This is a genomic window from Pseudomonas putida (assembly GCF_009883635.2).
GTDB lineage: Bacteria > Pseudomonadota > Gammaproteobacteria > Pseudomonadales > Pseudomonadaceae > Aquipseudomonas > Aquipseudomonas putida_W.
Window position 1 is genome coordinate 4,727,161 of sequence record NZ_CP026115.2, and the last position, 22,331, is coordinate 4,749,491.

A 22,331-nucleotide genomic window follows, 5' to 3' on the forward strand; every position below is an offset into this window, starting at 1 on the left:
CATGGTGCGCCGGTCCAGCATTCGTGGCGACATCCGGCTACGCCGGACGCTGCGCAACATCCACACGACGATGGACAACGAGCTGCAGCCGGCGATGTTGGGGGCAGCGAACCGCATTCTGGAGACCCAGCGGCAACTGATGCCCAAGGATACTGGGGCTGCCGCCGCAGCCCTGAAAGTCTACGTTTCCCCCAGCGGCCTGGATGCGCAGATTGGCATTCGCGGCAAGCGGGACAACCGAAGGTTCTTTTACCTGCGTTTCATTGAGTACGGGACCAAAGGCTACGAGGGCGGGAAGCGGGCGGGCGATCGAAACCGGCGGGTGACCAATAAGAGTGACGGAACGCACTTCTTCGGCAAGTACCCTGATATCCCGGCCAGGCCGGCTCATCCCTGGCTCCGACCATCTATCCAGGTCAATCGGGAGTACGTGATGGCTGATATCGAGGCTGCCGTGCTCCGCACGCTCCGCAAAGCAAGCCAGGGGGTAGGCAATGGCTGATCCATCGCTGGCTCTGCAGGAGGCCATCTTCGCAAGGCTCGAGGCCGAGGTCAGCTGCCCGATCTACGACGGCGCGCCGCTGAATGCCGACATGCCGTATGTCTCCATCGACCGGGAGGTTTCGGTCAACAGCAGCCCGATCTCGGGCCGGAGACGCGAAACGCGCCTGCTGTACCTGTCGGTCTGGTCTGATGCCGTGGGCCAGGCTGAGGTCAAGCGTATCAACGGCGAGGTTATAGCCGCCCTCGACGAGCGCCGGCTTCCGCTGGATGTGGGCCGCGCAGTTTCCGTGCGCGTTGAACAGGCCGACGCACAGCGCGACGCCGATGGCATCACTTACCAAGGCTCGATCACCGTTCGCGTGATCACCACCCACTGAATTACCCACCGGCCGCACTGCGGCTTTTTATCCAATGTGCCTTTAAAGGAATCCCCCATGGCCGACGACAACCTCAACACAGCTGCCGGCTGCCGCCTCTCCATTGGCGGCAAGACCGGCGCGAGCACCCTGACCGAGTACGAAGCCGACACCTATGTGGACGTTGGCGAGATTGAAGACCTGGGCGAATTTGGCGATACGTTCAACCCTGTCAACTTCACCTCCTTGGCCAATGGGCGGGTGCGCAAATACAAGGGCACTGCTGATGCGGGCAACATGACCGTCACGGTGGGGCTGGACAATGGCGACGCTGGCCAGAAGGCCGTCGCTGTGGCGCACAAGGACCGCTCCAAAGGCAACTACAACATCAAGGTCACCCTCAACGACGGCGACCCTGATGCAACCCCGCCGATCCTTCCGACCACGTTCTATTACGGCGTCAAGGTGATGAACAACACCGTGGCCCCTGGCGCCGCCGACAACGTGGTACGCCGCAACATCACGCTCGGGATCAACACCGACATCATCGAGATCCCAGCCGGTCCGGCTACCCCGTGACTGTGACGGGGCTCAGCCCCGTCCATTTCAGCGAGAACCCCCATGAGCGAAGCCTTGCACGGCACCATCACGCTGTTGATCGGTGCTCGCAGCTACACCCTGAAACCAACACTGGATGCCGCGCTGCGCATAGAGTCCCGCTTCGGCGGACTGCGCGGAGCACTGGAGGCCATGCGCCTAATGAGCATCGCTGCTTGCGCTGACATCGTTGTCGCGGGCGCCGACCTGAAGCCGGATCAGCACCCGGTCATCGCCCGAGAGGTGTTTCATAGCGGCGTCGCCCAGGTCTCCGGCAAGCTAACCGAGTTCATCACTGTCCTGCTCAACCCAGTGCCGCCGAGCGTGGCCGCCCGGGGAAAGGACGAGGCGGCCAGCACAGCGCAGTGAAGAACGGCAGCTACGTCGATTACCTGTTCGGCGTGGCCACCGGCTGGCTTGGCTGGCCGCCTGACACCGCGTGGCACACCCCAATCCCGCAAATCATGCTCGCTCTCGATGCTCGTCTCGATTGGACCGGGAGAGGGCAGGGCGAGGGACAGGGACAAACCCCGGCCTCACCGCAGAAGCGCGAAAGCGTCGCGGACAAATTGAAGAGCTTCCTGCGAGGGCGGCCGAAACAGTAGACAGCGCGCCGCCTCTGGGCGGTTTTAGTGCTTGGAGATTTGCATGGCCGACCAACAAGTCCAGGGGATGCTGGTCCAGATCGAGGCCACCACTGCCCAACTGCGGCGCGAGCTGGCAAGTGCTGACCAAGTGGTGGCGCGTACTACCCAGTCGATTGACCGGAACCTGGAACAAGTGGACTCCGCGTTCGACAGCGCCGGGGTTGCCGCTGAAAAAGCCGGGATGCTGATGCGTGGCGCATTTGCTGCCGTGGCAGGTGCTGGTCTGATTGGCAGCATCATCCAGCAGGTCGACGCCTATGGGCAGATGTCCGACCGGATGAAGGCCGCCGCTGGCAGTGCTGGTGAGTACCAGACGGTGCAGGAGCACCTGCTGCGTACCGCGCAGGAGACCTACCGGCCATTGGCTGAGGCGCAAGAACTGTACATCCGCACTGCGGACGTCATGCGTAGCCTGGGTTTCAACACCCAGCAAACCCTCGACATCACCGACAGCTTCAGCTTCTTGCTAGTTACCAACGCAGCCGCCGCCGACAAGGCGGGGTCTGCGCTTGACGCCTACTCGAAAGCGTTACAGACCGGTAAGGTCGAGGCGGATGGCTGGGTGTCGATTCAGGACGCCATGCCCACCATCGTCACGGCGATCGCCACCGCCACCGGCAAAAGCGCGGAAGAAATCCGCAAGCTTGGCGTTCAGGGCAAGCTGTCGCTCGACGATATCAATACCGGCCTGCTGAAGACTGTCGAGGTCAATCGCCAAGCCGCTGCCGACATGTCCACCAGCGTACAGGACGCGATGGTGAACATAGGCAATGCCATCCAGAGCTTCTTGGGAGGTATGGAAGAGCAGACCGGCGCCGTTGCTGGCCTGTCGAGCATCCTGATCACCCTGGCCGACAACGTTGACCTGGTGGCCGTGGCCATGGCCGGTGCGGGCGTCGCCGCGTTGACCAATTACGTGGCTAAATCTGGCCTGGCGGTGAAGTCAGCTCTGGCCGACCGTGCGGCGCGTATCGCGCAGGCAGAGGCCGTACTGCAGGCAGCCATTGCTGACCAGCGGAAGGCCGAAACGTTGACCATTCTGGCAGCGCGCGAGGCTGCAGCGGCTCGTGGTACGGCGGTGCAGACGCAAATGTCCATCCAGCTGGCACAGGCGCGACAGCGCGAAGCGGCTGCGACCGCTGCGGTAGCAACAGCACAGGCCAGCCTCCGCACTGTCAGTGCAGGCTTGCTTAGCGTCCTGGGCGGCCCAATGGGGCTTGCTCTGTTGGCTGGTACGGCGGCTGCCAGCTTCCTGCTCCTGGGCAGCAACGCCGATCAGGCAGGCGTCAGCCTGGAGGACCTGCACAAACCAGTGGCGCAACTGCGCGAGGAATTCGCAAAGCTCAACAAGGACCAGCGCGAAGCCTCGCTGGTGAAGTGGCAACAAGAGCAGATCACTTCGGCGGACAAGGTCAAGGACGCCTACGGCGAGCTGGCTCAGTCCATCCGTTCTGCCGTGGTCACTGCCCCGGCACGCGACTCCGGCGGCCAGTACAACCGGCAGCTGGCTGAGTACCAAGGGCTGGTCGACCGGCTCAACGAAGCGCGCGCGGCAGGTCAAGGGCTTTCGCCGATCCTCCAGGAGGTCGGCAACCGCCTGCAGTTGCCGGCCGGCACCGTGCAGCAGTGGATCACCCAGGCCGGTACAGTCAGCGATGCCGACCAGCGCTCGGGATTGATCGCTGAAACACTACGGGTCCTGACCGGGGTAACCGACGAGAACACCTCGGCCACTCATGCCAACAATGCCGCCAAGGCAGGTATGAGTACGGCGGGACAAACCTACCTGGAGACGCTGCAGAAGCAGCTGGCTGGCCTACAGGACAACGGCGACGCGACCAAAATCGCTAACCGCTACTTGGCTGAAAACGCTGACCTCACTGAGACCGACCGACAGGCGATCCTGTCGGCGGCCAGCGCGATTGAATCGCAGAAGAAGGCTAACAAGGACGCCACCGAAGGCAGCAAGGACCGCACGAAGGCGCTAAAGGACGAGATCAAGGCCCTCGACGCGATCATCGACCGAGCGCTCCCCGAGAAAAAGCGCCTCGAGGACTTGGTCGAAGGCGTGCAGGGCCTGCGCAAGGCACATACCGCCGGCAAGATCACTGCTGCTGAGATGGAGCTCGGCATCAAGAACCTCAACACGGCTTACGCCGACCCGGTATTGCAGAAGCGGGCCGAGGAAGAGAGGAAGCTTGCGGAGGTTCGCCGCAACAGTGCCGAGGCCTACCGCAAAGCCATGGAGGTAGTGCTGCAGACACGCCAGGACGCGATCAATGCGGATGTCGCCGGTGTAGGGATGGGGGACGACCAGCGCGAACAGGCCGATCGCTTGAACGCCGTGCGCCAGAAGTACGCCGAAGCCCGCCGGCAGCTGGAGGAGCAGCAGGAAGATGTATCCCGCCGCCTCAGCGAAGATGCCTACCAGCAGCGTCTCGCCGACCTGGCCGACTACCAGGCGCGTGAGTTGCAGATGGAAGTCGACGGATTCGAGGCCCGGCTGCAGGCCCAACGAGACTACCGCAACGGTGCCAAGCGAGCCTGGGCGAACATCCAGGCCGACGCTGCGAACGTGGCAGGCGCAACCGACGACATGCTGACTACGGGCTTCAATACTGCCCGTGACGCCGTGGCTGACTTCGCCATCAACGGCAAGTCCAGCTTTAGGGACTTCACTACCAGCGTCATTTCGGACATGGCCAGGATCGCCAGTCAGCAGGCCGCGAGTTCGCTGCTGAGCGGTTTGGTTGGCCTGGGTGTTTCTGCTGCGAGCGCCTGGTTCGGCGGCGGAAGTGGCAACGGCTTACCAACTGGATCGGCCGGCGCGGTGTCTTCCAACGTAGGCGCATCCCAAGCTGGTTACAGCTCTGACTACCTCAACAATTGGTCGGGCGTGAGGCAGGCTAAGGGGGGCGGCTGGAACGGTGGCGTGCAATTCTTTGCCAAGGGTGGCGCCTTTACAAACAGCATTGTGAATACACCGACTCCCTTTGGTCTCGCGGGAGGTGACATCGGCGTTGTCGGGGAGGCTGGTCCGGAAGCGATCATGCCGCTGGCCCGTGGGTCGGATGGCTCGCTTGGCGTGCAGATGGTAGGAGCCACTGCTGGTGGATCGACCGTCGTTCAAGTGAGCGCGCCTGTGGCAGTGACTGTGGAGGATCGTAGCTCAGACGGAATGGAACTGGACACGAGCGCGCTGCAGCAGAACATGCAACAACAAATGCAGGGCGTGGCCGAGCGCGCAATCGCCGCGTCTTGGCGCGCTGGTGGGTTGAGCTATCGAAATAGCAATGGGAGACGCTGATGGCGATCGAAACCTTTACCTGGGCGCCAGATGACGAAGCCAGCGGTGACAGTACCTTGCGCACCCGGAAATCACAGTTCGGTGACAACTACGCCCAGGTGTCCACCGATGGCCTGAACGCTGAGTCTGACAGCTGGTCACTGTCGTTCGGCGGCCTGGCTGAAGAGGTAGCACCTATCCTCGGATTCATCCGGCGTCATCGGGGCGCCACGTCCTTTTTGTGGACGAACCCCGAGGGTGTCCTCGGCCTGTACCGGTGCGAGACGTTCCGGCAGCAGCGAAAACCGGGTGGGGTAGCAGTGCTGACGGTCACCTTTGAACGAGCATTCCATCCATGACCTTGATCACTCATCTGCAGAAGCTGGAACCGGGGGCGGAAATCCTGCTGTTCGAGCTGGACGGCTCCGATTTTGGAGCGGACACGCTGCGATTCCATGGGCACGCGATACCACACACGGCTCAGGAGCTTGCAATGGCTGGCGCGAACGCCGACCAGCTGCCGGCCAAGTCGATCTGGTGGCAGGGCAATGAGTATGGCGCCTGGCCAATGCAGATCGAGGGCATTGAAGCGAATTCGGACGGTACCGCCGTTCGCCCCACGCTGACGGTCGGCAACGTCAATGGCCGGATTACTGCCCTATGCCTGGCCTTCGACAACCTAATCGAGTTCAAGCTGACCATGCGCCACACCATGGCGCGCTACTTGGACTCGGCAAACTTCCCCGCCGGCAACCCAGAGGCTGATCCGACCGAGGAAGCCATCGAGGTCTGGTACATCGACCAGAAGGTGTCCGAGAACGGCACCACGGTTTCTTGGGAGCTGGCCAGCCCTGGCGACGTGGGCGGGGAGACGATCGGCCGGCAGATGACCCAGCTATGTCACTGGGCCATGACCGCCGGCTACCGTGGTCCGAACTGTGGGTACACCGGGCCCTATTACGACCTGGACGGCAATCCCACGGATGACCCGGCCAGGGATCAGTGCAACGGCTGCCTCGACTCAGGCTGTACCGTTCGCTTCGGCCAGGGCAACCAGCTGCCCTTTGGTGGCTTCCCGGCTGTTTCCCTCATCGCACGGAGCTGACCATGCGCAAACACATCTTGGCCGCCGTGCAAGCGCATGCTGCGGCGGAATACCCGCGGGAGTGCTGCGGGCTGATCGTCGCCATCGGACGCTCACAGCGTTACGTGCCGTGCGAGAACACTGCCGCAGATCCTGGCGAAGAGTTCCGGATTGCGCCCGAGCAGTACGCTGCGGCTGAAGACCAGGGCGAGGTGATCGGCATCGTGCACTCGCACCCCGACGCCGCCAGCAGGCCTTCGCCCCGGGACTTGGCCATGTGCGAAGCCACTGGTTTGCCCTGGCACATCCTGTCGTGGCCGGAGGGCGACCTGCGCACCATCACGCCGACTGGTCATGCGCCGCTGCTGGGGCGGCCGTTCGTGCATGGCGCCTGGGACTGCTGGCAGGTCTGTGCTGACTGGTACAAGCGCGAGTGGCGTCTGGAATTTCCGGCCTACGTGAGGGAGGAGGGGTGGTGGGAGAAGTCGGACGGACCGAGCTTGTATGAACAGGCTTACGAGGCGGCCGGGTTCTACGAGGTCAGCCAGCCGCAGCGCGGCGACATGATCGTCATGGCCGTGGGCCGTACGGCTCACCCGAACCACGCCGGCATCTACCTGGGCGCCGACGCGCAACTGCCAGAGGAACATGCCCAGGTCTTTGGGGCTGGCCCCTTCATGCTGCACCACCTGCTCGGCAGGCCATCAGAAATCATCGTGTTCGGCGGGCCGTGGCTCGACCGGACGCGCCTTGTGTTGCGTCATCGGGACGCGAAGTGAAGCGGCCAGGCCGCAGGAGTGATCATGCAGAGCAATGACCCTTTCAAGCCAACAATCGCTTGGCGCGCTCGGTACAACAATCCGCCTGATCGGGAGCCAGTCGAATTAGATGTACAGGATGGGCGCGCTGAGTATTTGCTCAGCGGCCCATACCATCTTGGAGAAAGCGGGAAAATCGAGGTTGTCGGTGGCAAGCTGCAGTTCACAGGGGGCAGCTTCGTCATCACCTGATGTTATGGAATACCCGCGCGAAATTCCCATCTCCGAAGTAGCCGAGATTGTCGGCAAGGATCAGTGCAAACCCTGATCCCACCTCCTTGAGGCTTGCGAAAATGGTGGAAAAATCAGATTCCGAGAGGAAACTGATCACGCCACAGCCCACCTCTACTCCCCTGTGCGCAAACTGCTCAGCGACGGGGGCGTAATCTTCATTGCTGGTAACAATGATGTACGGGAAAATGGTTTGTCCGGGATTCGGCATGTCATGTCTCCTTAATTTGCCCCAGTCCATGGGTTTCCGGCGCCTGGCTGGGGCGGTTCGTTGGAGGCACAACGCTACTACAGCGGCTAACTGAGTAGGAACTGGGTTTCCATCCAGGCTGGAGTCGATAGTAGGCTAGCCAGAACGTAGCCTCTGGGTGATGATGGCATTTTGCATAGAGGGATGGCCATGAGCATCTGGAGCATCATCGAATCTATAGGTGACAAACTCAATTCTGGCTTGCGTAGCGCTTTGTCAGCTGGTGACACCGTGGTCCAACATATCGGAAATGCGGCTCAAGCAGTGGAGGGGACGGTCACGGAAAACCCAGTGACATCAGCTGTGGTTGCTGCGGCCGCTACTGGGGGAGTTGCGTTGGTCGCGGCCCCAGCAATAGCAGCTGCAGCTGGGTCAGCAGGATTACTCGGAGCTGCTAGCACAGGTACGGCGATTAGCACCCTGCACGGAGCGGCTCTGACTAATGCTTCGCTTGCCGCTCTGGGTGGCGGGGCAGTTGCAGCAGGTGGTGGCGGAATGGCTGTTGGTACTGCGGTTGTGGCAGGTGCAGGGGCAGCACTCGGTGGCGGGGCCGTCGCGGTTGCAGGTGCCTCTGCGGAGGGCTAGTAACTTGAAGCCCAGCTAACGCTGGGAGGTTTGCCTTAACACAGAGCCATTTTCTACGGCCTGTAGATCGTCCCAACTTTTCCAAATAGTCGAGTTTTTTCGCTGTTTTCCATTGGAGTTTCCAGATCAATCTTGATCGTCGCGAAGTGGTCCGCGGTATTGTAAGAAACCTCTTCCTTCCAGTTTACCATCGAGAAATGATGCTCAGGAGTACTGCGGCCAGAGGTATTAGGCTTGATGCGAACTGCAAAGCATCGGTCCTTCAAGAACTGGTATTGATCCCCACCTCGGCGCTCCATCTCTAAAACGTCGCCTGTGACTTTCAGAATGTACTGGGCTGTAGCCTCACGGGTGATAGAGGTGCCAATCTTATAGAGCGTAAGAGACAGGCTGGATCTCTTGGCAAAGTTGACGATCCCGATGAATGATTCATTGCACGCGACCCCTAATTTAACCCTGCTCCGTATGATTTTTAGCCAATCCAGCAGAGCTTCTCTTCGCTGCCTACGCAACTCTTTTAGCTCTTCGCGAGATGGTTTTTTGGGGGAGGTTGACATGGCGTTTATCGTTACTCCACAGTCTTTTCGAGTTGAACAAACCCTACCAAGCAATCTTGACGTGGGCATTCATGCTAGTGGGATCGGTGGTCAATTCTCTTCCAAAAGCTCGTGACCCACCGAGAAAAGGTATTACGCTACTACGGCTCTGGCGTCGTCGGTACTGTTTTTTTCAACCACGATGGATGTCTTGCCAGGTCGGCTGCAAAAGTCGGCCTTTTCGAGGGAGATTTTTCTATTGAAGCTTGATAAGGACTTGGTGCGTGAGATTCTTCTGGCTGTCGAGGCGCACGACAAACCTGACCGTTGGATTTCACTACAGATTTCTGAAAGATCAGACGTTGAAACGTCGTATCACGTCATGCTTCTAGCAGAGGCCGGCTTTTTGAAGGCGGACAACGTTGGTGGAATGAATAGCTTCGAATGGCAAGCTACTCGGCTCACCTATAAGGGCCACGAATTCCTTGACACTGTACGCGATCCGGAAATTTGGCGAAGAACGAAGGAGGGGGCTGAAAGAGCAGGCGTAGCTGGTCTAGGAGTGCTACTCGAGATTGGGAAAGCTTACGGCAAGCAATTGATGAAAGAGCGCTTGGGCATAGAGCTTCCGTAGGCATGCCAGCCCAGCCCCGCGCTGGGCTTTCTGCATCCGGCTCAGACCTTGTGCTTCCCAGCATGATGCTTCCCCAGAGCGCTGGCATGAAAAGCATGCGAGATCCGCGCTTTCTCACGTTGCACGACCTGAGCAATGGCCTCGGCCCTTTCCCTGGCGCGCAAATCGTCAAGCACCATGGCCCAGTGCTCCAGAGCCTCGGCAAATCTCCGCTTCCCATCTTCGGACATGCGCTTACCGTCCTTGTGAATAGTCGGGAAGTATGAGGATAGTCGGAATGCGTGGATTGGTTGGTCTCGTTGGTCAATCGGCTCTCCGCAGATCGAAAGCGAGCATTGTCTTGCGTCACCACGAGGGCGTGCGATGGTACAGTCCCGTTTTTCAAGGGAGGGATCACATGCGAATTTTGATAGGTGCGTTGGGGCTGGCTATGCTGGCCGGCTGCGCTACGTCTGCCACACCTGTTTCGCAGGCGGAGCCAGTACCTAGTGATGAGCTTTATGCGTACCAATCGAGGCCTGTCGACGGCGGCGGAACAGTGACTGTCGTTAGAGATTCTGGTGCTCTCGGCTCGGGTTGTGATGTCGTCGTTTATCTCGATGGGAAAAAAGCGGCAAAAGTTGGCACTGGACAGCGTGCGAGTTTCTATCTGCCTGCTGGACAGCCAAACCTTGGAATTGGACTTGCTGACTCTGGCTTGTGCGGCGGAATGGCGGTTCGATCTATCACCGCAAAGGTGCAGGAAGGCAAAGAAAGCATTTATAGAATCAGTGGTGATATGAGCGGCGTCTACATAGGCCCTTATATCAAATACGAGTGACCAAGCCGCCTACGGGCGGCATTTTTATGAGAGCCAGAAGGGATGACAGCTACCGCTCCGCACTTTGCGTCGATGACCACCATCAAGCTATCTGGATCACTGGCAAAAAAATTTGGAAGAACACACAGGCGCCAGATCGACAGTGGGGAAACTTGGGAGGTTTTCAAGGCGTTGAAAGCAACGCTGCAAGGCTTTGAAGAAGAGATCAGGCGGCTGGATCGCCTGGGATTACGCTTTGCAATCTTCCGAAATCGAAAAAACGTCGGGCAAGATGACTTCTCGCGCGCAGGCACTCAGGAACTTCGCATTGTGCCCGTTGTTGCAGGAAGCAAGCGCGGCGGTCTACTGCAAACGGTGATTGGGATCACCCTCATAGTCGCTGGTGCCTTCCTGGCAGCTACCCCATTCGGCACGCCCCTTATCAGTGCAGGTATCGCGATGACTGCCGGTGGCGTCATCCAAATGCTCAGTCCACAAGCCAAGGGCCTATCCCAGAGCGCTGCACCCGAAAACCTACCGTCGTACGCCTTCGGCAGCGCCAAGAACACCACCGCCAGCGGGAATCCCGTCCCGATCTGCATCGGCGATCGACGTTGGGGCGGAGCGATCATCTCAGCCTCGATTGAGGCGCAAGACAAGGCCTAGACATTAAGTGAGCGAATGAGCGAGAATTTCCCCATTATGCGGATTTAACGCCACGCGCTGAGGCGCTTACCCTCAGCTGCGAAAAACCTCGGACAACGCCAGGAGCGGACCGGGGTTTTTTTGTGCCTCGGATTCACCAAAAGCCCCGGACGCTCGCGCGTGTTGGGGCTTTTTTGTGCCCGGAATCCCTTCGGGGATGCCGGTGCAGGCTAGGTCAGATCAACTGAAAAGGGACGGTTTTGCTCCGCCTACGCCCCTGCCTGCACCACCTTCTTTAGGCGGAAGGAGCTACCCATGAACAACAACGTCATCCCGTTTCACTACGCCGGCCAAGCCGTTCGCTTCAATAGCGACGGATGGATCAATGCCACCGATGTAGCTAAGAGGTTTGGCAAAAGGCCGGCGAAATGGCTAGAGCTGCCAAGCACTAAAAGCTACATGGCAGCCCTGATAAGGCACCTTTGTATTGATGTCCGAAACTCGGACATCAAACTTGTCGAGGCATCACGGGTGCGCGGCAAGGCCGGCACCTGGTTGCATCCAAAGCTTGCCGTGGCCTTTGCACGATGGTTGGACGACGATTTTGCTGTTTGGGCCGACCTTCATATTGATGCCCTTCTGCGTGGCGAACTCAACGAAAAGCAGCAGTTCGATCGTGCTTGCCGCGCATTGGACGATGGGCAGCAGGTCGCAAGCCTAAGTGGACGCGAGCTGGCTCGATGGAAGGGGCGCAAACCCGCACTGATTCATCAGGTCGAGTACTGGCGCGAACAACTTCAGATGACGTTAGGAATCGATGCGGCCTGAGTACCGCACTACATAGCAACCGCCTCCGGGCGGTTTTTTATTGCCCGGAGGAAAGTATGGGCGCAGCAGCTCACCTGGACATCACTGGCGCCAAGGGCGGCGAGAGCAAGCCAAAGACCCCCGTCGAAGCACCGGACAGCCTGCAGTCGACGAACATCGCCAAGATCCTGCTGGCCGTGGGCGAGGGCGAATTCGACGGTACGCCAACCGACCGTGACATTTACCTCGACAACACGCCGATCATGGACGCCAGCGGCAACGTGAATTTCCCAGGTGTGAAGTGGGAGTGGCGCTCGGGTTCCGTCGAGCAGGAGTACATCCAGGGCATTCCCTCTGTCGAAAACGAGACCAACGTCAATGTCGAGCTGCGCAGCGACAACCCGTTCACCCGCGCCCTGAGCAACACCCAGCTGTCGGCCGTGCGCGTGCGCATGACTTGGCCGCGCCTGGCCCAGCAGGACAGCAGCGGCAACACCAATGGCTACCGCATCGAGTATGCGATCGATATCGCTACCGACGGAGGCGCCTACGTCGCGGCTCACCTGGGCGCTGTGGACGGCAAGACCACCAACGGCTACCAGCGCTCCGTGCGCGTGAACCTGCCCAAGGCGACTTCCGGCTGGATGCTGCGTGTGCGTCGGATCACCCCGAACGCCAACAGCGGCACCGTGGCCGACACGATGACCATCGCTGGCTACACCGAGATCATCGACCAGAAACTGCGCTACCCGAACACCGCGCTGTTGTACATCGAGTTCGACGCCCAGCAGTTCCAGAACATCCCGGCCGTCACCGTGAAGTGCAAGGCCAAGCGTTGGCCGGTACCGACCAATTACGACCCGATAGCCCGTACCTACACCGGAGTGTGGGACGGCACCTTCAAGCAGGCCTGGACCAACAACCCTGCGTTCGTGACCTACGGCCTGTGCGTCGAGGATCGTTTCGGCCTGGGCAAGCGCATCAAGTCGTGGATGGTCGACAAATGGGAGATGTACCGCATCGCCCAGTACTGCGATCAGCTGGTGCCGGATGGCGTTGGCGGCCAAGAGCCGCGCTATCTGTGCGATATGAACCTCCAGGGCCGTTCCGAGGCCTGGACGCTGCTCCGTGACTTGGCCGCCATCTACCGAGGCATGGTGTACTGGGCCCACGGCTCGCTGTTCATGCAGGCGGATATGCCGCGCGCCCAGGACATCGACTACGTGTTCACCCGGGCCAACGTGATCGACGGTGACTTCGTCTACGGCGGCGCCGAGCGCAACACGCACTACAGCCGCGCCCTGGTCAGCTACGACAACCCGGCCAACAACTACGACACCGACGTCATTCCGGTGACCGACCTGTCGCTCCAGCGCCGGTACCGTGACCGTCCGGTGGAACTGTCTGCTATCGGCTGCACCCGTGCGTCCGAGGCCCAGCGCCGAGGCAAATGGGCGCTGCTGAGCAACAGCCAGGACCGTACCGTCAGCTTCAAGACCGGCATGGAGGGTCGTATCCCACTGCCTGGCTACGTCATTCCTGTGGCCGACGACCTGGTGGCGGGTCGTCCGAACGGTGGCCGGATCTCGGCGGCTGCCGGTCGGGTGGTCACTCTGGATCGCGATACCCCGATCAAGGCCGGTGACCGCCTGATCCTGAACCTGCCGAACGGGACCGCCCAGGCGCGCACCGTGCAATCGGTTGCTGGTCGCGTGGTGACGGTGACCACCGAGTACGGCGTGCAGCCGGAGCCCGAGCTGCAGTGGGCGATCGATTATGACGACCTAGCGGTCCAGCTTTTCCGGGTGCTCAAGACCAGCCGCACCCAGGAAGGCGAGTACGAGATCACCGCGCTGGAGTTCAATCCGAGCAAGTTCACGGCCATCGACACAGGCGCCAAGCTGGATGAGCGCCCGATCAGCGTCATCCCGGTGATGACCGTGCAGCCGCCGGCCAGCGTCACGCTGTCGTCGGCGCACATGATCGACCAGGGCATTGCGGTCAGCACCATGACCATCGCCTGGCCGGCCGTGGAGGGCGCCGTCGCCTACGACGTGGAATGGCGCAAGGACAACAGCAACTGGATTCGCCTGCAGCGCACCGGGGCGGCTTCTGTCGACGTGGTCGGCATCTACGCGGGCGCCTACCTAGCTCGCGTGCGAGCAGTCAGCTCGTTCGACATCACCTCGATCTGGCGTGATTCCGTTCTGACCCAGCTGAAAGGGAAGGAGGGGTTGCCGCCGGCGGTGACGCACCTGACGACCAAGCCGCAGGTGTACGCCATCGGCCTGTCGTGGGGTTTCCCCGCTGGCGCTGAAGACACCCAGCGCACCGAGATCTGGTACAGCAAAACTACCTCGCTTGATGACGCAATCAAGCTGGGCGACTTCGCGTTCCCGCAGAAGGACCATACCCTGCAGCAGGGTGCCGCGGGAGTTCAGTACTTTTTCTGGGCGCGCTTGGTCGATCGGACCGGCAACATTGGCCCCTGGTACCCAACTGGAGTCGGTGTGAGCGGTGCGACGAGCAGCGACGAGTCCGAGTATGAGGAGTATTTCAAGGACAAGATCGGCAACGGCGCCCTGTACCCTGAACTGCGCAAGGATATTGAGCTGATCACCGCGCCGCCGACCGTACCTGGTTCGGTGAACGAGCGTGTGGAAGGTGTGCGCTCCGACCTGGGCGAGCAGATCACCGAGGTGAGCAACCACGTCACCGAGGTGCAGGCCGAGCTGCAGCGGCAGATCGACACAATTGCCGACCTGGCCGACTCGATGCCGTACAAGCCAGACCAGGCCTACACCGCTGGCCAGGGCGTGCTGGGTGACGATGGAAAGCTGTACCAGGCCAAGGGCGCTGTGCCGGCCGGCAACGCGCCGCCGAACACCACCTACTGGACCGACATCGGCCAGGCGGTGCAGACCGCAAATGGCCTGGCCGCTCGTGTCGGTACCGTAGAGACGGCAGTGAGCGATCTCGACGGCGTAGTGGACGCCCAGGCTCAGCAGATCGACGGCCTGCGAACCAGCATCGCCGGCAAAGCCGACTCATCTGTCGTCGATAGCCTGTCGAGCCGCGTCACCCAGAACGAGCAGGGGCTTTCGAGCCAGGGCCAGGCCATGACCGGCCTGCAGAACAGCCTGAACACCACCAACCAGAACGTCAGCGCAGCGCAGAAGGCGGCCGACGATGCGGCAACCCTGGCCGGGAGCAAAGGCAAGACGATCGTTCAAGCTGCTGCCCCAGCCGTGGCTGACAGGCTGCAGCAGAACCTCTGGATCGATATTACTGGCGGGGCCAACACGCCGAAGCGCTGGAACGGCTCCGCGTGGGTGGCGGTCACCGACAAGGTGGCAACGGACGCCGCCGCGGCGGCAGCCAGCGCGCTGACCCAGGTGGCGAGCAAGGCCGACGCCTCCACGGTGCAGGCCCTGACCAACACCGTGGACCAGCAGGGCGCGGCGATCACAGCCAACGGCCAGGCAATTACCAACGTAAACACCTCGCTGAAGCAGGTTGGCGGCGAGAACCTGTTGTACAACCCCTCGTTCGACGTGCCTAGCACCACCGGGTCCAGCGCAGGGAACATCGCGGACGGGTGGGGATGGCGAAAGACCACTGCCGTGGTCGTGACCCCGACTCTGCGAAACTCCGACCTCGGCGCAGAGGGAAAATGCCAGCGCCTGGATGTGACCGGCCTGTCAGCGGGCTCCGGCACGGATTACATCGACTTCGTTCCTACGACGACTAATCCAGACAATCGGCCGCCGATTTATGAAGGAGTGGTAGCTACTGCTTCGGTGTATGTGCGGGGGAACACTGGCTTACTCTGCCAAATCTACTTGCTGTACAAAGATGCGGCAGGGGCAACCCTCGCCACTCATGGGCCAGCCAACTTCGACCTTACCCCCAACTATCAGCGAGCTGTGTTCACGGGAGGGGCGGCTCCGGCTGGCTCCGTTCGAGTGGAGGTGCTGTACAGGCTTCGTTCCTCGGTCGGCGCAGCAGGGATTTCAGCTGGTTTCGTGGACCTCGATAAGGCGCAGTTCGAGCACAGCCCGGTAGTTACTGGGTGGCGGGACAACGGCAAGGTGAACGCGGCGGTTGCTGCTGCAAATGCTTCTGCCACCACGGCCCTCACAGGGCGCGTAGCGTTGACAGAACAGGGCCTAACCAGCGCATCCAACCAGCTGACCCAGCTGGACAACAGCATTGGGGATGTCGGCGGCGAGAACCTGTTCTACAACCCAACTTTTAACAAAGCTGGGACAGGTACTGATATCGCTGATGGCTGGGCTACCGAGGGGCCAGCGACCAGCGTCGAATCTCTGGTCGCATCCTGGCTGAATGCAGGTGAGAAGGCAGTACGTGTTGAGGTGTCCGCCGTTGGCACCGGCACGCCGTACAAATCCATTCGCCCAACCGGTGGCACGAAAGATCGCAGACCAATGGTGGCCGAAGGCCAAACCATTGCAACGTCTATCTACCTTCGCGGCACTGCTGGCTTGGGTTTCAGGTTCTTCATTCAATGGATTAATGCGGCCGGCACCGTGATCAGCGCTCCTAACTCGGCGATGCTGACCATCACCGCAGCAGGTAAGCGAGAGCAATTCAGCGCCGTCGCCCCCGCTGGGGCAGTGACTTGCTACGTCTATCTGCGTATCTACAGCGCGACTGGCACGGTAACAGCGGGATACGTGGAAATGGCGCGGCCGCAGTTTGAATACGGTAGCCGGGCAACTGGATGGAGGGACAACGGCCAGGTCAATGCGGTGAACAACGCTGCTACATCGGCCGCAGTGGATAGCCTGTCCTCGACAGTTAGCCAGCAAGGCTCAACGCTGACCAGCGTGGCCGGGCGCACCACCACGCTGGAAAACGCGGTCAATAGCACCACCAATGGCCTGGCTACCAAGGCGTCTGCCTCGGCGGTCGACGCTCTCACCAATCGCGTCACGGCTGCGGAGGGCGTGAACACTAGCCAATCCACCAGCATCACCGACCTTACCAACACCGTTGGGGCGATACAGAGCGGCCTGGGTGCTTCCGGGCTTGACCCTGCACCGGGAGCGGCTTGGCAGTTCGATACCGCTGTCGAAGGTTGGTCGGGTGTGAACGCGACGCTGGCGGCCAATACGGGCTTCGTCAAGATCACGCCGACCACGGCTGACCCCCAGCTGCACAGCCCGACAGCGTCGGCAGCTATCGACGGCAAGACTTACACCAGGGTCAGGGTCGGCCTTACGCGCCGGGGAGGTACTACCTGGACCGGCACGCTCTATTACTCGACCAGCTCCCACGGGTTTGCGACGGGTTATCGGGCCAGCGCTGCCAACCCGAATATCGCGATCGGGCAATCCGCCGTTGTGGAATGGAACATGGCCAACCTGGCTGCGGGAGGCACTGACTGGGTGGACAACACAATCCAGCGGCTTCGCTTCAACTTCGCGAATGCGCTGGACGCGGTGTTCGATGTCGACTGGGTTGCAGTTGGCAGGGTAGGGCCTAGCGCATCGAGCAAGGCCGTGCAGTCGCTGTCTTCGGAGGTCACGCAACAGGGCACCACGCTCACCAGTCAGGCCCAGGCGCTGCTTGCGCTCACCAACCGCGTCACCGATACCGAGGGCGTGAACAGCGCCCAGGCCTCGGCCATCAGCCAGATCGACACCACAGTCCAGCAGCAGGGCACCGCCCTGACTGCCCAGGCGCAACGCCTGGACGGCATCTATGTCCAGGTAAACCCGGAGATGGAGGGTGACTCGACAGGCCTGGCAGGCGCTACTGGCAGCCTGGTCGGCGTCTGGACGGAGCAATCCGCCCGGGTAGAGGACGGTGTGGCCACCGGCAAGCGCTTTGACACCGTGCAGTCGCAGGTCGGAGATGTCAGCGCTTCGGTGCAGACGGTCAGCGAGACGGTTGCCGGCGTCCATGGCCGGGTCTCGGCCATGACGACCATCAAGGCCGAAACAATCGCCGGCGGTCGCAAGGTGATGGCAGGCCTGGCGCTGGGAAGCGACGGGCAGACCAGCGAGATTCTGGCCTACGCCCAGCGCTTCGCCATTGTTGACGAGTCGTCGGGGCAGATGGTGCTGCCCTTTGTGGTGTCCAACGGCCAGGTGTTCATGAAAAGCGCAGTAATCAACCAGGCCGACATCCTCAACCTGATCATTACCGGGGAGCTGAGGAGCAGCAACTACATCGCCGGACAACAGGGAATCCGCATCAACTTTGTCACGAGCGAGTTCGAAATCAACGGGATTAAGGCCGGGTCGGGTAGGTTAAATCTAACCAACCAGCTTCTTACGATCTACGACACCAATCGCCTACGTATCCGCCTTGGACTGACCTGATATGGCTCAAGTTTTTGAAATCTACGATGCCAGCGGCAACCTGACGGTTGACTTGGCCAGCCGCGTGCCTCGGTATCTCGGGCAGGTGACAGTGGACGTTACCGCCGGGCAGGTCAGTCATCCGGCATTCGCCCAAGGTGATGCCTGGTACACGATGGTTCCGCTCAATGACAACCAGGACGTTTATGCCGGGGCCAACTACCCGGCGGTAACTATCGACAAGGCCAATAACCGGATTACCTGGACTGCCCGCCCACAAGTGGGGCAGTTCGTCTTCTATCCGATGCAAATGGTTTACGGGGTGTACTGATGTCGTATCTGGAAATTTTTAACGACGCCAACACCGTGCTGCTCGATGATTCGTATAGCTGCTTCGGTCTGGCGATATCTGGTACTGCCACGCTGGGCAGGGTGGATGCTCAAGCGGAGAACGTCTGCGGAGCCGTGGATGTTTTCTACACTCCGCCAGTGGGTGCGAGCATGCCGATCATCGCCATCCAGCCGCAAGCAAACGTGCCGATGACGGTGGGCCGGATGCAATATGCCAATGGTCAATACCGTTGGCGTATTCACTGTTCGACCTACAATGTCACCGTCAAATACTGGATATTCAACATTCCCTCGCAGATGCCGGATGCCGGCGGCCTGTTTCAAGCGTGGGATTCCGCTGGGAGGATGGTATTCGATAGCGATTTCAAGTTCCCGCGCATAGTTGATGTGGTGAACCGGACGATGAATCCGGATCCTGCACAAAACCCGTCTGCTCCCAACCCAACCTGGTCGCCAATTGTCTATCCAGGCAACAAGCAGTACGCCTTCATTACAACCACCTACTGCAACAGCTTTGCCATTTTCACTTACGAGCGCCCACCCGGAAACGTGTGGGTTACCGGCATTGATTGGTTCGATTATGGGTTCTGGTTTCAGGGCTCAACTTTGAACGGCAGCGCCTATCGATATGTAGGGCAAACTTCAGGGCCTATAGGTCCGCCAGTTGGTAAGTATCTCAGCGCGAACGCTGGCCTTATGGTCATTGACGTAACCAATATGTATTTCTAGGAGGCCCATGCTTACCAGCTGCCAGGATGGCGACGACGCCAGCGCAGTTGTCAGTGCGAAATGGAGAGCTATGTTCGCCTACAGGCCTATGAAAGCTATTTAAGGAAATTACATGCCAAAGCAAGCAATCAATCTTGGCACCGCGCCAAACGGTGCCGGCGGCGATGACCGTCGCAGTGCCTGGCTTAAGGCCAAGGCGAATTTTACCGAGTTGTACAACTGGCTGGCGAACACCACGCAAACCGATGATCAGGCGACCGCGCTGCCGACGGTGCTTCCGCTGGCCAAAGGCGGGACAGGCCGAAACAGCTTGGGAAGCCTCATCAGCGACTTGTTGGGCGGCGGGATGTATGCCCGCTCGAACGTGCTCGGCAGCGTCGGGCAGAGCGGCGGAGTGCCCACCGGCGGCGTTCTTGAGTACGGCAACAACGCCAACGGCAAGTACCTCAAGTTCGCGGATGGGACGCTGATTTGCTACTACTACACCGCCTCCGCCTATGCGCTGAGCAACATCTATGGCAGTTGCTATGTGTCTAGCCCCCTGAGCTTCACCTTCCCGCATGCCTTTGCCGCCAACCAAGGCGTGCCAGCCGTCAGCCCCTTCGCCATTACCCCAGGAGCCGCCATCGTTTGGGCTGCTACTGAGGGCAACGCAGTTAATACAAGCTTGCAGATGCGCCTGGTTTCGCCTGCGCAAGTCTCTAGCTATGCCGGCTACATCGCAATTGGACGGTGGTACTGATGATTATCAAATTCTCTCCTGTACGTTCTGACGCCTCATTCAGCCTTTCCCGACTGGGCGACATGCTGACCATCAACGGTCTGGCGCTCGACTTTGCGAAGCTGCCGGATGGCGGCACGCTGCCTGTAGAGGCAATCGCCTGTGGCGACGTGATCGCTCCCGTCGAACGTATCGACGGCCAGCTGGTGCTGACCCTGCGCTTCCCGCATGGCGCCGATGCGCCGGAACAGGCGCGCTTCCCGGTGGATATCGTAGATCCGGCCGCCGGCCAGGTGCCTTTGCCCGGCGTCGAGATGGGCCCAGAGCAACCGGCCGCCGCCGGAGTGATTGACTGGTCGCAGGTCATCACCGCTGAGGCCAAGGCCCAAGCCCAGCAGGAACAGCTGGTGGCCAGCGTCACCGCCGAGGTGGCCCTGCGGCGCGTGGCAGCCGACCAGGCCATCGCGCCGCTGCAGGATGCTGTCGACCTGGAGGAGGCCACCGAGGCCGAGACCGACCAGCTCAAGTTATGGAAGCGCTACCGCGTGGCGCTGAGCCGTCTGCACGAGCAGGAAGGCTACCCAACCGAAATCGACTGGCCCGCACCGCCGGCCTGACCCTATCCCGCGACAAACCCCACAACCGCCGCCTGGCGGTATTTTTTTGCCTGGAGAAAACCCATGCCTTTCATCGTCATCAATCGCACCAACGCTCTCGACCCGATCCGCACCCTGGAATTTCCAACAGAAGGGGAAGCAGATACCGCTGCAGTCAATCTCATCGAAAGCCAGCCTGGTGCAGAGGTGCTGACCGCAAAGCTGCTCAAGCGCTACTCCGCGAAGGTCGAAGTGACTGCGCAGGAGGCGGCAGACATCACGCCTGAGGCGCCGGCCGAGGTGACAGGCCAATGAATACTCCGCGCGGCGTTCGCAATCGCAACCCCGGCAACATCGATTTCAACCCCCGCAATGCCTGGCAAGGGCAGCTCGGGCTGGAGGAGGGCGTGGCCAGGCCACGCTTCGCCCGCTTCGACGAAGCCGAGAACGGAATTCGCGCCTTGGGCAAGCTGCTGATCAACTACCGGGGCAAGGACGGTATGCCTGGCGTGGGCGGGAATGGTATCGACACCGTGCTCGAAACCATCAACCGCTGGGCGCCGAGCAACGAGAACGACACCAAGGCCTACGCCAGCGCCGTGGCAAAGCGCCTGGGCGTGCGAACCACCGACCCGATCAACATCAAGGACGCGGCCACGCTGCGCGGCATGGTGCTCGGCATCATCATCCACGAGAACGGCGGCAACCCGTATACGCCGGCAATCATCGATGAAGGGGTGCGGAGGGCGCTGGCATGAAGTCCTGGGCTATCAGGGTGGCCGTGCTGCTGGCGCTGCTGGCTTCGTACTGGGGCGTCTACCAGCACGGCCGCTCCGTGGAGAGGGCCGCCGCCTCCGAGGCATCAGCGAAACGGGACAGCGGCGACCGCCTGGCCGAAGTTATCGGCGAGCGGGCGGCACGCCAGGAAGAACAACGACGCGCCCAGGCGCAGGAGGAGGCGAGAGCCCATGCTCAGGAAGTACGAACGATTGCTGATGCTGGCGCTGCTGGCGCCGATGCTGCTGGCCAGCGGCTGCGCGACGAAGCCGGAAATCTCGCCGCCACCGTCAGTTGCCCCGGCACGGATACCGCCGCTGTCGCCCGAGGCCAGGCAGCCACCCGCGCCGCCATGGTGCTCTCCGACTTGCTCACACGGGCTGATGAACGAGCGGGAGAGCTGGCGAAAGCTTATGACGCCGCCCGGATAGCCGGTCAGCAGTGTGAGCGCGAGCACGACAGTCTATTTCTTGGGGGGTAAAGCTATAATTTGAGGGGACTTCTGATTTGAGTAGTTCTTATGGCCGACATCAACGGCAACTTGATTCTTCCGGACGACGATGTGTTGAGTTGGCGTATTGACGCGCACCATGCGTTTTTCGCTTCTGCAGAATCACTCATGCGCGGCGTCAGAGCGCTTTCAGGGGCGGGATCAGAAGTAGGGGTCGCCTTGTGCTTTCTTGCCGGGCAGGTGTCGGAATGCGCTCTTAAAGCACTCTTGGCAAAGCAGGGCGTTCCGTTGAAAGAACTGATTTCAATAGGACATGACATCAAAAAGCTTTGGGGGCTTTGCTTCTCCCATGGACTGGTGTCCGATTCTGACCTACCTGATTGGGCGGAATGCTTGAGCAAGCTTCATGGCAAGCCTTACCTGCTTAGGTATCCAATGGATGTAAATGGGATAGTTATGCCTGGGCCGGAGCCTATGATTTGTGAGCTAAATGCGCTTCTGCTGGATGTACGTAGCGCGATGCTCTCCCTTGAGTGACTAGGTCCGGCGGGGCGGGCTCGTTTCTGGGGGGGCGATTGGTGAAGTCCGCTGATCGGTC

General features: G+C 60.7%; 26 protein-coding genes. 23 read left to right on the forward strand and 3 right to left on the reverse strand.

Annotated features, from left to right (window positions below):
- Nucleotide 1 precedes the first annotated feature (1 nt).
- From C2H86_RS21560 to C2H86_RS21600, 10 genes are read left to right on the forward strand one after another with little or no spacing between them, the layout of a single operon-like run.
- The gene (locus C2H86_RS21560; protein WP_159409735.1) at nucleotides 2-502 is read left to right on the forward strand and encodes an HK97 gp10 family phage protein; all 501 of its coding nucleotides are present in this window, start codon (nucleotides 2-4) and stop codon (nucleotides 500-502) included.
- Nucleotides 495-881: a DUF3168 domain-containing protein gene (locus tag C2H86_RS21565; RefSeq protein ID WP_159409736.1), complete on the forward strand. Its 387-nt coding sequence runs from the start codon at nucleotides 495-497 to the stop codon at nucleotides 879-881. Before C2H86_RS21560 ends, C2H86_RS21565 begins: the two co-directional genes overlap by 8 nt.
- 57 nt (nucleotides 882-938) lie before the next feature.
- Nucleotides 939-1,439: a hypothetical protein gene (locus C2H86_RS21570; RefSeq protein WP_159409737.1), complete on the forward strand. Its 501-nt coding sequence runs from the start codon at nucleotides 939-941 to the stop codon at nucleotides 1,437-1,439.
- A gap of 42 nt (nucleotides 1,440-1,481) precedes the next feature.
- Nucleotides 1,482-1,826 (forward strand): hypothetical protein, encoded by a 345-nt coding sequence (locus C2H86_RS21575; protein WP_159409738.1) that lies wholly within the window; start codon nucleotides 1,482-1,484, stop codon nucleotides 1,824-1,826.
- Entirely contained in the window at nucleotides 1,823-2,062 is a 240-nt protein-coding gene (locus C2H86_RS28400; protein ID WP_240349620.1) for a hypothetical protein, read from the forward strand. Before C2H86_RS21575 ends, C2H86_RS28400 begins: the two co-directional genes overlap by 4 nt.
- A 43-nt stretch (nucleotides 2,063-2,105) precedes the next feature.
- Nucleotides 2,106-5,411, forward strand: coding sequence for a phage tail tape measure protein (locus C2H86_RS21580; protein WP_159409739.1), 3,306 nt, complete (start codon nucleotides 2,106-2,108; stop codon nucleotides 5,409-5,411).
- Entirely contained in the window at nucleotides 5,411-5,749 is a 339-nt protein-coding gene (locus C2H86_RS21585) for a phage tail protein (RefSeq protein WP_159409740.1), read from the forward strand. The genes C2H86_RS21580 and C2H86_RS21585 overlap by 1 nt, the downstream gene beginning before the upstream one ends.
- A complete protein-coding gene (locus C2H86_RS21590) occupies nucleotides 5,746-6,495 on the forward strand; it encodes a phage minor tail protein L (RefSeq protein ID WP_159409741.1) in 750 nt (249 codons plus the stop codon). Before C2H86_RS21585 ends, C2H86_RS21590 begins: the two co-directional genes overlap by 4 nt.
- A gap of 2 nt (nucleotides 6,496-6,497) precedes the next feature.
- Entirely contained in the window at nucleotides 6,498-7,253 is a 756-nt protein-coding gene (locus C2H86_RS21595) for a C40 family peptidase (RefSeq protein WP_159409742.1), read from the forward strand.
- A gap of 24 nt (nucleotides 7,254-7,277) precedes the next feature.
- Nucleotides 7,278-7,484: a hypothetical protein gene (locus C2H86_RS21600; RefSeq protein WP_159409743.1), complete on the forward strand. Its 207-nt coding sequence runs from the start codon at nucleotides 7,278-7,280 to the stop codon at nucleotides 7,482-7,484.
- On the opposite strand, the gene C2H86_RS21605 is transcribed toward C2H86_RS21600, so the two are convergent.
- Together C2H86_RS21605 and C2H86_RS21610 are read right to left on the reverse strand one after the other, a co-directional pair.
- Complete coding sequence (locus C2H86_RS21605) at nucleotides 7,477-7,734, reverse strand: hypothetical protein (RefSeq protein WP_159409744.1); 258 nt, start codon at nucleotides 7,732-7,734, stop codon at nucleotides 7,477-7,479. The genes C2H86_RS21600 and C2H86_RS21605 overlap by 8 nt on opposite strands.
- Nucleotides 7,735-8,411: 677 nt before the next feature.
- Nucleotides 8,412-8,915 carry a hypothetical protein gene (locus tag C2H86_RS21610; protein WP_159409745.1) on the reverse strand — a complete coding sequence of 168 codons (504 nt, stop codon included), beginning with the start codon at nucleotides 8,913-8,915 and terminating at the stop codon, nucleotides 8,412-8,414.
- A gap of 238 nt (nucleotides 8,916-9,153) precedes the next feature.
- On the opposite strand from C2H86_RS21610, the gene C2H86_RS21615 reads away from it, so the two are divergent.
- Nucleotides 9,154-9,528, forward strand: coding sequence for a DUF2513 domain-containing protein (locus tag C2H86_RS21615; protein WP_159409746.1), 375 nt, complete (start codon nucleotides 9,154-9,156; stop codon nucleotides 9,526-9,528).
- A 41-nt stretch (nucleotides 9,529-9,569) separates the two neighbouring features.
- Here C2H86_RS21615 and C2H86_RS21620 read toward each other — a convergent pair whose 3' ends face one another.
- On the reverse strand, nucleotides 9,570-9,758 hold the full coding sequence (locus C2H86_RS21620) for a hypothetical protein (protein WP_159409747.1): 189 nt from the start codon (nucleotides 9,756-9,758) through the stop codon (nucleotides 9,570-9,572).
- Nucleotides 9,759-9,925: 167 nt separating this feature from the next.
- On the opposite strand from C2H86_RS21620, the gene C2H86_RS21625 reads away from it, so the two are divergent.
- The 12 genes from C2H86_RS21625 to C2H86_RS21690 all read left to right on the forward strand — a co-directional run bounded on the left by C2H86_RS21625 (nucleotide 9,926) and on the right by C2H86_RS21690 (nucleotide 22,270).
- Nucleotides 9,926-10,348, forward strand: a complete 423-nt coding sequence (locus C2H86_RS21625) for a hypothetical protein (RefSeq protein WP_104148394.1) — start codon at nucleotides 9,926-9,928, stop codon at nucleotides 10,346-10,348.
- A gap of 42 nt (nucleotides 10,349-10,390) precedes the next feature.
- Complete coding sequence (locus C2H86_RS21630; protein ID WP_159409748.1) at nucleotides 10,391-10,993, forward strand: tail assembly protein; 603 nt, start codon at nucleotides 10,391-10,393, stop codon at nucleotides 10,991-10,993.
- A gap of 294 nt (nucleotides 10,994-11,287) precedes the next feature.
- The gene (locus C2H86_RS21635; protein ID WP_159409749.1) at nucleotides 11,288-11,800 is read left to right on the forward strand and encodes a KilA-N domain-containing protein; all 513 of its coding nucleotides are present in this window, start codon (nucleotides 11,288-11,290) and stop codon (nucleotides 11,798-11,800) included.
- Nucleotides 11,801-11,856: 56 nt separating this feature from the next.
- Entirely contained in the window at nucleotides 11,857-18,129 is a 6,273-nt protein-coding gene (gpJ, locus tag C2H86_RS28405) for a TipJ family phage tail tip protein (protein ID WP_240349621.1), read from the forward strand.
- A 1-nt stretch (nucleotide 18,130) separates the two neighbouring features.
- Nucleotides 18,131-18,439 (forward strand): hypothetical protein, encoded by a 309-nt coding sequence (locus C2H86_RS21650; RefSeq protein WP_159409750.1) that lies wholly within the window; start codon nucleotides 18,131-18,133, stop codon nucleotides 18,437-18,439.
- Complete coding sequence (locus C2H86_RS21655) at nucleotides 18,439-19,188, forward strand: hypothetical protein (RefSeq protein ID WP_159409751.1); 750 nt, start codon at nucleotides 18,439-18,441, stop codon at nucleotides 19,186-19,188. The genes C2H86_RS21650 and C2H86_RS21655 overlap by 1 nt, the downstream gene beginning before the upstream one ends.
- Before the next feature lie 112 nt (nucleotides 19,189-19,300).
- Nucleotides 19,301-19,930, forward strand: coding sequence for a hypothetical protein (locus tag C2H86_RS21660; RefSeq protein ID WP_159409752.1), 630 nt, complete (start codon nucleotides 19,301-19,303; stop codon nucleotides 19,928-19,930).
- The gene (locus C2H86_RS28560; RefSeq protein WP_275898208.1) at nucleotides 19,930-20,526 is read left to right on the forward strand and encodes a tail fiber assembly protein; all 597 of its coding nucleotides are present in this window, start codon (nucleotides 19,930-19,932) and stop codon (nucleotides 20,524-20,526) included. The genes C2H86_RS21660 and C2H86_RS28560 overlap by 1 nt, the downstream gene beginning before the upstream one ends.
- A 63-nt stretch (nucleotides 20,527-20,589) precedes the next feature.
- Entirely contained in the window at nucleotides 20,590-20,820 is a 231-nt protein-coding gene (locus C2H86_RS21675) for a hypothetical protein (protein ID WP_159409753.1), read from the forward strand.
- Entirely contained in the window at nucleotides 20,817-21,263 is a 447-nt protein-coding gene (locus tag C2H86_RS21680; RefSeq protein WP_159409754.1) for a structural protein P5, read from the forward strand. The genes C2H86_RS21675 and C2H86_RS21680 overlap by 4 nt, the downstream gene beginning before the upstream one ends.
- Nucleotides 21,260-21,763 (forward strand): DUF2514 domain-containing protein, encoded by a 504-nt coding sequence (locus C2H86_RS21685; RefSeq protein ID WP_159409755.1) that lies wholly within the window; start codon nucleotides 21,260-21,262, stop codon nucleotides 21,761-21,763. The genes C2H86_RS21680 and C2H86_RS21685 overlap by 4 nt, the downstream gene beginning before the upstream one ends.
- 39 nt (nucleotides 21,764-21,802) lie before the next feature.
- A complete protein-coding gene (locus tag C2H86_RS21690) occupies nucleotides 21,803-22,270 on the forward strand; it encodes a HEPN domain-containing protein (protein ID WP_159409756.1) in 468 nt (155 codons plus the stop codon).
- Nucleotides 22,271-22,331: the final 61 nt, after the last annotated feature.

What these genes read in the sequence shown, in the direction of transcription:
- C2H86_RS21560 (WP_159409735.1), top strand. Translation starts at nt 2, where the DNA reads ATGGTGCGCCGGTCCAGCATTCGTGGCGACATCCGGCTACGCCGGACG.
- C2H86_RS21565 (WP_159409736.1), top strand. Translation starts at nt 495, where the DNA reads ATGGCTGATCCATCGCTGGCTCTGCAGGAGGCCATCTTCGCAAGGCTC.
- C2H86_RS21570 (WP_159409737.1), top strand. Translation starts at nt 939, where the DNA reads ATGGCCGACGACAACCTCAACACAGCTGCCGGCTGCCGCCTCTCCATT.
- C2H86_RS21575 (WP_159409738.1), top strand. Translation starts at nt 1,482, where the DNA reads ATGAGCGAAGCCTTGCACGGCACCATCACGCTGTTGATCGGTGCTCGC.
- C2H86_RS21580 (WP_159409739.1), top strand. Translation starts at nt 2,106, where the DNA reads ATGGCCGACCAACAAGTCCAGGGGATGCTGGTCCAGATCGAGGCCACC.
- C2H86_RS21585 (WP_159409740.1), top strand. Translation starts at nt 5,411, where the DNA reads ATGGCGATCGAAACCTTTACCTGGGCGCCAGATGACGAAGCCAGCGGT.
- C2H86_RS21590 (WP_159409741.1), top strand. Translation starts at nt 5,746, where the DNA reads ATGACCTTGATCACTCATCTGCAGAAGCTGGAACCGGGGGCGGAAATC.
- C2H86_RS21595 (WP_159409742.1), top strand. Translation starts at nt 6,498, where the DNA reads ATGCGCAAACACATCTTGGCCGCCGTGCAAGCGCATGCTGCGGCGGAA.
- C2H86_RS21600 (WP_159409743.1), top strand. Translation starts at nt 7,278, where the DNA reads ATGCAGAGCAATGACCCTTTCAAGCCAACAATCGCTTGGCGCGCTCGG.
- C2H86_RS21605 (WP_159409744.1), bottom strand. Translation starts at nt 7,734, where the DNA reads ATGCCGAATCCCGGACAAACCATTTTCCCGTACATCATTGTTACCAGC.
- C2H86_RS21610 (WP_159409745.1), bottom strand. Translation starts at nt 8,915, where the DNA reads ATGTCAACCTCCCCCAAAAAACCATCTCGCGAAGAGCTAAAAGAGTTG.
- C2H86_RS21620 (WP_159409747.1), bottom strand. Translation starts at nt 9,758, where the DNA reads ATGTCCGAAGATGGGAAGCGGAGATTTGCCGAGGCTCTGGAGCACTGG.
- C2H86_RS21625 (WP_104148394.1), top strand. Translation starts at nt 9,926, where the DNA reads ATGCGAATTTTGATAGGTGCGTTGGGGCTGGCTATGCTGGCCGGCTGC.
- C2H86_RS21630 (WP_159409748.1), top strand. Translation starts at nt 10,391, where the DNA reads ATGACAGCTACCGCTCCGCACTTTGCGTCGATGACCACCATCAAGCTA.
- C2H86_RS21635 (WP_159409749.1), top strand. Translation starts at nt 11,288, where the DNA reads ATGAACAACAACGTCATCCCGTTTCACTACGCCGGCCAAGCCGTTCGC.
- gpJ (WP_240349621.1), top strand. Translation starts at nt 11,857, where the DNA reads ATGGGCGCAGCAGCTCACCTGGACATCACTGGCGCCAAGGGCGGCGAG.
- C2H86_RS21650 (WP_159409750.1), top strand. Translation starts at nt 18,131, where the DNA reads ATGGCTCAAGTTTTTGAAATCTACGATGCCAGCGGCAACCTGACGGTT.
- C2H86_RS21655 (WP_159409751.1), top strand. Translation starts at nt 18,439, where the DNA reads ATGTCGTATCTGGAAATTTTTAACGACGCCAACACCGTGCTGCTCGAT.
- C2H86_RS21660 (WP_159409752.1), top strand. Translation starts at nt 19,301, where the DNA reads ATGCCAAAGCAAGCAATCAATCTTGGCACCGCGCCAAACGGTGCCGGC.
- C2H86_RS28560 (WP_275898208.1), top strand. Translation starts at nt 19,930, where the DNA reads ATGATTATCAAATTCTCTCCTGTACGTTCTGACGCCTCATTCAGCCTT.
- C2H86_RS21675 (WP_159409753.1), top strand. Translation starts at nt 20,590, where the DNA reads ATGCCTTTCATCGTCATCAATCGCACCAACGCTCTCGACCCGATCCGC.
- C2H86_RS21680 (WP_159409754.1), top strand. Translation starts at nt 20,817, where the DNA reads ATGAATACTCCGCGCGGCGTTCGCAATCGCAACCCCGGCAACATCGAT.
- C2H86_RS21685 (WP_159409755.1), top strand. Translation starts at nt 21,260, where the DNA reads ATGAAGTCCTGGGCTATCAGGGTGGCCGTGCTGCTGGCGCTGCTGGCT.
- C2H86_RS21690 (WP_159409756.1), top strand. Translation starts at nt 21,803, where the DNA reads ATGGCCGACATCAACGGCAACTTGATTCTTCCGGACGACGATGTGTTG.